The following is a 7,167-nucleotide window of genomic DNA, read 5'->3' on the forward strand; positions in this document are numbered from 1 at the left end:
CCGGCCGGCAGGCCGGCTCCTTTTTTATGTCGTCGTGCTGTTTTGATGGATGATCAGCCGGTTTTTGCCGTTCCGTTTGGCGATATAAAGCGCCTCATCCGCTTGCTGAACGAGCAATTTCAACGGCATCGGGCCGGTCTTTGACCAGCAGGAAACGCCGCAGGAAATCGTCACGCGCGGCTCGGTATTTTCCCGGATGGCGCGAACCAGCCTTTTAGCGATGCGTTCTCCGGATGACACGTTGATATTCGGCAGATAGACAGCCAGCTCCTCGCCCCCCCACCTCGCAGCGACATCATGCTCACGAATATGGTTCTTCATAACGGAGGCCACCTGAATCAGGATCGAATCTCCCGTTTGATGACCGTATGTATCATTAATATTTTTGAAATTATCGATATCAACGAGGATGAATACACCCCGTTTATGAATTTTCATGCTGTATTGAATTTTCTCATCCAAATAGGTTCTTGAATACAGCTCCGTCAGCTGGTCTGTCTGAACAAGATGCTCAAGCCTGTCGCGCAGCATGGAGTTCGTAACCGCCAATGTCGCATGGTGAATGAGCGCTTGAAAAAGTTTATACATTTCAAACGTAAAAGCATACAAATCCTTTTTCAATAAAATCGCGAACCCGAAGACGGTGTCATTTTCGATCATCGGCACCGCCATCAGCGAGCCGAAACCGTTTTCGCCGAATACAGTCTTTCCGCTGCCGATAAACACGCCCTTTTCTCCCTCGAACAGCTTTTCTTTCACAATGCTGATATAGGGGTTCGCACGTTCTGTCTTAAAAAAAGCGGTATGTCCCGGAAGCAGATTTTGCGTCTCAAAATGATCAATATGAAAAAAAGCCACTTCTTCCGCATGAAACGATTGGGTCATAATGGCGGCGAGCTCCCGCATCGTATCAGTGAGTCTGAGGCGCTGATTCAGCTGGCGCGATGTTTCATTAATGAGCTCCAGATTCGCAATGCTTTTTTTCGATTGCTCATAGAGCTGCGCATTTTCAAATGCTTTTCCCGCTGCGCCCGCAAGCAGCAGCATTTCACTGAGAGTACTGCACGAAAGAACGGCATCCTGCAGCCCCTCCGTCTTCAGAACCCCGTAAGTCCCCTGCTGGCCTTTGATCGGCAGATAAGCAGATGACCTGCCTTTTCTGAGCAGTCTCCCCGATAAATAAACCTTCAGGGCAGACGGATCGGCATCTTTTCCGTCCATATGTAATTCTTTTGCGGGAAGCTGTCTGTCCGTATCCTGATCCTGCGTGATAAACAGTGAAAAACGGAAAGACCGGAAAGCCGTACTCAAACTTGCCTGCAGTTTTTCCAAAACCTCATTTTGGTCCAAAAGCGAATGGAACATTTCTGTCATTCTGTGAATTTTCCGCTGATGCTTCGTTTTGTCAAACAGCCCGCTTTGTCTCACAGATTGATTAATAAACTGAGTAACGATCTCAGGCAATGATTCCGGGATCGGCAGCCCGCCTTCCGAGCACAGATAAAAGGATCTGCCGGACGTCTGATTCCTGATCATAAAACGGCCGTCACTCTCTTTCAGCGGAGCATAATGCGGTTCATCTTCTGTTTTTATGGTGAAACGTGTTGATTCTGCCGGTGAAAGGGTCAATGAAAGAGATGTAAAGCAGGATTCTAGAGCTGAGGCCAGCCATAACAGCGAGTCGGATAATGAGACGGATTCAGATTTCGTTAAGAAAAAAGAAAGCATTTTCTGATGAAAGGCCGTCACTTCATCAATTGTTTGTTTTTTCATTTTTATCACCTAAACATGTACTACTCATTTTTGTACATTATATCATAAACCGGCACTCTTCATGGAGAAATGGTTGACGGCGGCGGAGAAAAATCATATAATGTTCTTTGTGTGAAATATTGCAGCCTTTTTGTTCAGCTTCTGTGTTTGCATTTTGTTCCTTAGCTGTAAGGTGTATCGTGTAACTCTCTGCTGCTGGAGCGAGGATACATGAAAACAAAATGTGCACGGTCGGATCGAACAGACGGTTTTTATTTTCCACAAAATAAAACCAAAGGAGGAGTCACATTATGGCTCGCTATACAGGTCCATCTTGGAAACTGTCTCGCCGTTTAGGAATCTCTCTTAGCGGTACAGGTAAAGAATTAGAAAAACGCCCTTACGCACCAGGTCCCCACGGTCCGGGACAGCGTAAAAAACTATCAGAATACGGTTTGCAATTGCAAGAAAAGCAAAAACTTCGTCACATGTACGGTGTAAACGAACGTCAATTCCGCACATTGTTTGACAAAGCTGCAAAAATGACTGGTAAACACGGCGAAAACTTCATGATTCTTTTAGATGCACGTCTTGATAACGTTGTGTACAAGCTCGGTCTTGCACGCACTCGCCGTCAAGCTCGCCAATTAGTTAACCACGGTCACATCCTTGTTGACGGAAGCCGCGTTGACATTCCGTCTTACCAAGTAAAACCTGGTCAAACAATCGGTGTTCGCGAAAAATCAAGAAACCTTTCTATCATCAAAGAATCTGTAGAAGTAAACAACTTCGTTCCTGAGTACCTTACTTTCGACGCTGAAAAGCTTGAAGGTACATTCACTCGTCTTCCAGAGCGCTCTGAGCTTGCTCCGGAAATTAACGAAGCGCTTATCGTTGAGTTCTACTCCCGTTAAGTAAAACGCTCTTTAAAGAGCATTGGATTAAACCCCGGACATGTTGTGATGACAATGTTTCCGGGGTTTTTCTTTTGGGCTGTCAGAATAATGGACAGATGCTCCCTCTCTTTATTAAAAAAGCCCCTGTCCGGGGCTTTTTTTATGTGCCTACTGGCTTTTCAGCTACATGCACATTAGAAACCCCCATTTGACAAGCAGAAGAAACTTTCCACATAATAAATCACCATACCTTACAAAAAGGAGAGACGAAATGAACAGCATCCCCTCTATCGTCAGCAAGCACAAAGCCTATTTTGCGGCGGGGCATACGAGACAGCTAGAAACGAGACTGAACATGCTGCAAAAGCTGAAACAAGCCATCAAAACACAAGAAGCCGATATAACAGCCGCTCTCTATCAGGATCTCCACAAATCCGAACAGGAGTCGTACACGACAGAAATCGGAATTGTACTGGAGGAAATCAGTTTTGTGATGAAGCGGCTGGGAAAATGGATCAAACCGAAACGAGTCAAAACGCCTCTGACTCACCTAGGCTCGAAAAGCATCATTATCCCTGAGCCATATGGAACCGTTTTGGTGATTGCGCCTTGGAATTATCCCTTGCAGCTGGCGCTTTCTCCGTTGATTGGAGCCATTGCAGCGGGGAACACGGTCGTTCTTAAACCGTCAGAATATACCCCGGCGGTTTCCGCTGTTCTTTCCAAACTCATCAGCAGCGTTTTTCCGAGTGACTATGTCGCTATGGCGGAAGGCGGGCCCGACGTCAGCACTGTGTTATTACAGCAGCCCTTTGACTATATTTTCTTCACTGGAAGCGTTGCCGTGGGAAAAATCGTCATGGAGGCCGCCGCCAAACAATTAATTCCCGTTACCTTGGAGCTCGGCGGCAAAAGTCCCTGCATTGTCCATAAGGATGCTGATATACAGCTTGCCGCCAAACGCATCGTCTTCGGGAAATTTACAAATGCAGGGCAAACCTGCATCGCACCGGATTATTTATTTGTCCACCAAGATATCAAAACGAAGCTCACAGAAGAAATGAAGCGTGCGATCAGCGAATTTTACGGCCCTCAGCCTGAACAAAATCCGCAGTACGGCAAAATCGTCAGTGAACGCCACTATCAGCGGCTGCTCAGCTTTCTAAATGATGGCGTCCCGCTCACAGGCGGACAATTTAATCCTGATCACCACAAAATAGCGCCGACGATTCTAGATCAAGTGAAGGATGACTCTCCAGTGATGCAGGAGGAGATTTTCGGGCCGATTCTTCCGCTGTTTACATACGGTGATATCGATGAAGTCATCGAGAAAGTCCAATCGCGCCCAAAGCCGCTCGCTCTGTATCTCTTCACCACAAACAAAGAAACTGAGCGCGCTGTTTTAGAGAATCTGTCGTTTGGCGGAGGCTGCATCAATGATACGTTAATGCATGTTGCGACGCCGTATTTGCCATTCGGCGGCGTCGGGGAAAGCGGCATCGGGAGCTATCACGGATTTGACAGCTTTAACACGTTTACGCACAAAAAAAGCGTCGTCAAACAAACGAACCGCTTCGACTTCGCTTTCCGTTATCCTTCTTCCAAAAACGGGCTGCGAATGATTCGGAAAATACTTAAATAAAAAAGCGCAGAGTATCTGCGCTTTTTATAAATCCTCTATACACCAATTAATCGGTTCGTCTCCTAAATTAAACCTATTTTTAAAAGTTCAAATCGAAGTCTAATAGTAAAAATGAACCAACCCAACTGTAGGAAAGGTTAATCCTCATCACCCTGGTGAGTCCTATAATAATTTTCAGCAGTATAGATATTCCACTCCCAAAAATCTGCTCCTTGAGACATGATATACCTATCTAAAAATATCTCAAAATTAAGTTGCATTGGTTCATACTCAATAAATCCGCGGAACCATAAATAGTTTGGATCTGTGGACATTTTGGTTTTGTGAATTAACAAATAACATCCGTCTAACAGATGTGCGACGGGAATAAACTGAGGCTCTAAAAAACCATTTTGCATATACTTTTCAATCTCTTCTAAATTAAGAATATGCAATCCCCCACCCACATTCTCACCGTAAATCAACAAATCAAATATTCTGGCTCCGTTATGCAATTTTAAAAAGGTTTTATAATCTTCAGGAAGTGAGACTTTTATTTTCTTCTCAAAACTCTCAATCTCCAGATCTGTTGCACCTTTAGAGAAAGTACATTCTGTCTCTAAAAGAGTTCCTTCATTCCCTAAAATTTTTAAGCGGCCTTTTTCATCAATTAATTCTTTTAGACCTTGGAGCGTTTTTTCAACAAAAACTGCCATTGAGCCACCTCTTACTTATTAATATTTATCCCACCAAGGATTTAATAGATTTTGGTGCATATCACGAGGGAGAGGATACAAATTATTAAAGTTATTTTTTCCTCCATACTTTAGCGGAAGCACATGGTGAATATCGAATGAACTCCAATTCCACTTTGGATCAACTTTGTCTGTTTAGGATAATATGACTTTGAGTATGATTTACCTGCTTTAATATTTTTACCTAAAAATTCTCTGTTATGGAGAAAAACCCTTCCGTATTTTCCGCTATAAGTGTTACTTTCATATAAATCGTTTCTTGCTTCGATAACTATCGGCTTTTCGCCAACTATGCTTGCTATTTTAATTGTGGTTGTGTGGATTTTTTGTTGGGGTCATATATTGTTGTGTAGGACATCGTAACTAAGCTAGCTGCTTTAGTGTGCGCTTTCTCTTCTTTTTTCTCAACGACTGGCACATTAACAATGTTGTTTTCTTCTTTAGCTAAGGGGTTCTTATAGGTAATTTCATTGTGGCTATCCTGTTTGGCAAGTTGTCGTGCCTCCTTAATGATGGAAGCCTGGCCATCATTATTGCTCTTAGCCACTCCATTCTTATCTACTGTTAAAGTTTCTTTTTCTTCAAAGGTTACTGGTTTTGCTAATCCAAACGAGTGCTCTTGTGTTGCTTTCGTTTGCGGCGAAAATCCAATAGCAAACAATAGAGTTGCGACAAGTAAACAGATTGAGTTTTTTAACAACCTCATACAAATCCTCCTTCATTTGTTTTCTGGTCTATCATGCTATATTTTTACTTTTATTTAAACAATTTGAAAATTAACCCTGCTCCCTTTAATAGGAGTTCCTTTTTGAGAAGTCCTAAAGTAACTGTTTAGTAGAGATTCGCGCTTTGCTTTTGTTTTAACCCTAAATGCCGTCAGGAATCATGGATTGCATATGCCGTTTGTGAGCCATATACGCCGTTAATAAGTTCTTTACCTTTTTATCTAGGCAATGATGGAGATCTGCTGACAAGCCTAAATCCGAACTGAATTCCTGTAGTTGCGCTGCCATGTCTTTTTTATGGATAATAACAGGGTTGAGATTTGGCACCCTTTCAGCCGCACACCTCACATTCTTTCCTAATTCCTCTAAGGCTTGACTAATTATTTTATGTAATCCCTCCAATCATATTCTTTCTAAACTGCCCCCGTACTCAGTCGTTAACCGCCAATCGTTTATCCCGAGATTTACCGGACGCAGTTTACAGAGAACATAAAACTTTTTTCATTACTCGAGAGACGAATACTGCCATAACTTTCTGGGAATATTTGATTTGTAAGAGAATACTGCTGCTGTACCACCCATAAGAGAAAAGCCTCCTACTGTGTTGACTCGCTTAACAGTTGGAGGCTTTTGTCCTTAAATTTAAAGCACCCTCCCCTGCGGGAAAGTGCCTGCCTGTTTATTACCTATTACCATAATACCTTATATAAAAAAATTAGATGAGTTTGCTTATATTTTAAATTTCTTCATCCTTCTAAAGCTGTATATTAAGCTCTATAAGCTTTTTTAAGTCATTCTCATTTCTTGTTTAATATGGAGATTTAAACCACTTATCTAATTTAATTTTTTGAGAACAATAGAAGCGTTTACGTTTGTTTGCGTTCCCCCTGCTAAAGTTTGAAGAGTAACTGCTGCTGCAGAAGTATGATTTACAAGAGTAAGAATGTCACCTGCTGCTAGAGTAATTATGGCCTGACCATTGTTCTGTTGAGTACCAGCTCCTGAACCGTAAACTGTGTTCGTCACCGGCCCTCCATTTACAAATAAAGTGAATTGGTTAGGCTCTACACCCGAGACTGAAAAAGTGACCTCGTAATCTCCTGGAGTGGTTACTATAATTTGAGCTGTTCCAGGGGCATGTGTAATGCCAGCAGTAGTGATTCCAGTTGAGTCAAAAATTACCGGAGCCTCTATAGCTACCGTTTCTGCACTTAGATTGTACACATAAGCATATTCTGATAGCCCAGATCCTGTGGCTCCGGTTGCTCCGGTTGGACCGATATCTCCTGTGGCTCCGGTCACTCCAGTGACTCCCGTCGCTCCAGTTACCCCGGTCGCTCCAGTGGCTCCGGTGGCTCCGGTAGCTCCGGCTGCTCCCGTGGCTCCGGTGGCTCCGGCTGCTCCCGTGGCTCCGGTGG

6 protein-coding genes are annotated in these 7,167 nt (G+C 43.5%); 2 read left to right on the forward strand and 4 right to left on the reverse strand.

Annotation, left to right across the window (positions count from 1 at the left end; all coding sequences use genetic code 11):
• Positions 1-24: 24 nt before the first annotated feature.
• Positions 25-1,773, reverse strand: a complete 1,749-nt coding sequence (locus tag NSQ37_RS20480) for a sensor domain-containing diguanylate cyclase (RefSeq protein WP_007408036.1) — start codon at positions 1,771-1,773, stop codon at positions 25-27.
• A gap of 290 nt (positions 1,774-2,063) precedes the next feature.
• Here NSQ37_RS20480 and rpsD point away from each other — a divergent pair, with 290 nt between their 5' ends.
• Together rpsD and NSQ37_RS20490 are read left to right on the forward strand one after the other, a co-directional pair.
• Entirely contained in the window at positions 2,064-2,666 is a 603-nt protein-coding gene (rpsD, locus tag NSQ37_RS20485; protein ID WP_003152406.1) for a 30S ribosomal protein S4, read from the forward strand.
• Between the two features lie 253 nt (positions 2,667-2,919).
• Positions 2,920-4,290: an aldehyde dehydrogenase gene (locus NSQ37_RS20490; protein ID WP_025285111.1), complete on the forward strand. Its 1,371-nt coding sequence runs from the start codon at positions 2,920-2,922 to the stop codon at positions 4,288-4,290.
• A 137-nt stretch (positions 4,291-4,427) separates the two neighbouring features.
• On the opposite strand, the gene NSQ37_RS20495 is transcribed toward NSQ37_RS20490, so the two are convergent.
• From NSQ37_RS20495 to NSQ37_RS20505, 3 genes are all read right to left on the reverse strand, one after another.
• Positions 4,428-4,985 (reverse strand): SMI1/KNR4 family protein, encoded by a 558-nt coding sequence (locus NSQ37_RS20495; protein ID WP_015240389.1) that lies wholly within the window; start codon positions 4,983-4,985, stop codon positions 4,428-4,430.
• Between the two features lie 337 nt (positions 4,986-5,322).
• Complete coding sequence (locus tag NSQ37_RS20500) at positions 5,323-5,730, reverse strand: hypothetical protein (protein WP_015240390.1); 408 nt, start codon at positions 5,728-5,730, stop codon at positions 5,323-5,325.
• Between the two features lie 853 nt (positions 5,731-6,583).
• Positions 6,584-7,051, reverse strand: coding sequence for a BclA C-terminal domain-containing protein (locus NSQ37_RS20505; RefSeq protein WP_272928447.1), 468 nt, complete (start codon positions 7,049-7,051; stop codon positions 6,584-6,586).
• Positions 7,052-7,167: the final 116 nt, after the last annotated feature.

It is taken from the genome of Bacillus sp. FSL P4-0334, from assembly GCF_038004825.1.
Classification (GTDB): domain Bacteria; phylum Bacillota; class Bacilli; order Bacillales; family Bacillaceae; genus Bacillus; species Bacillus velezensis.

Coding starts and splice junctions, on each gene's coding strand:
- NSQ37_RS20490 (WP_025285111.1), top strand. CDS start 2,920: ATGAACAGCATCCCCTCTATCGTCAGCAAGCACAAAGCCTATTTTGCG.
- NSQ37_RS20500 (WP_015240390.1), bottom strand. CDS start 5,730: ATGAGGTTGTTAAAAAACTCAATCTGTTTACTTGTCGCAACTCTATTG.
- NSQ37_RS20480 (WP_007408036.1), bottom strand. CDS start 1,773: ATGAAAAAACAAACAATTGATGAAGTGACGGCCTTTCATCAGAAAATG.
- rpsD (WP_003152406.1), top strand. CDS start 2,064: ATGGCTCGCTATACAGGTCCATCTTGGAAACTGTCTCGCCGTTTAGGA.
- NSQ37_RS20495 (WP_015240389.1), bottom strand. CDS start 4,985: ATGGCAGTTTTTGTTGAAAAAACGCTCCAAGGTCTAAAAGAATTAATT.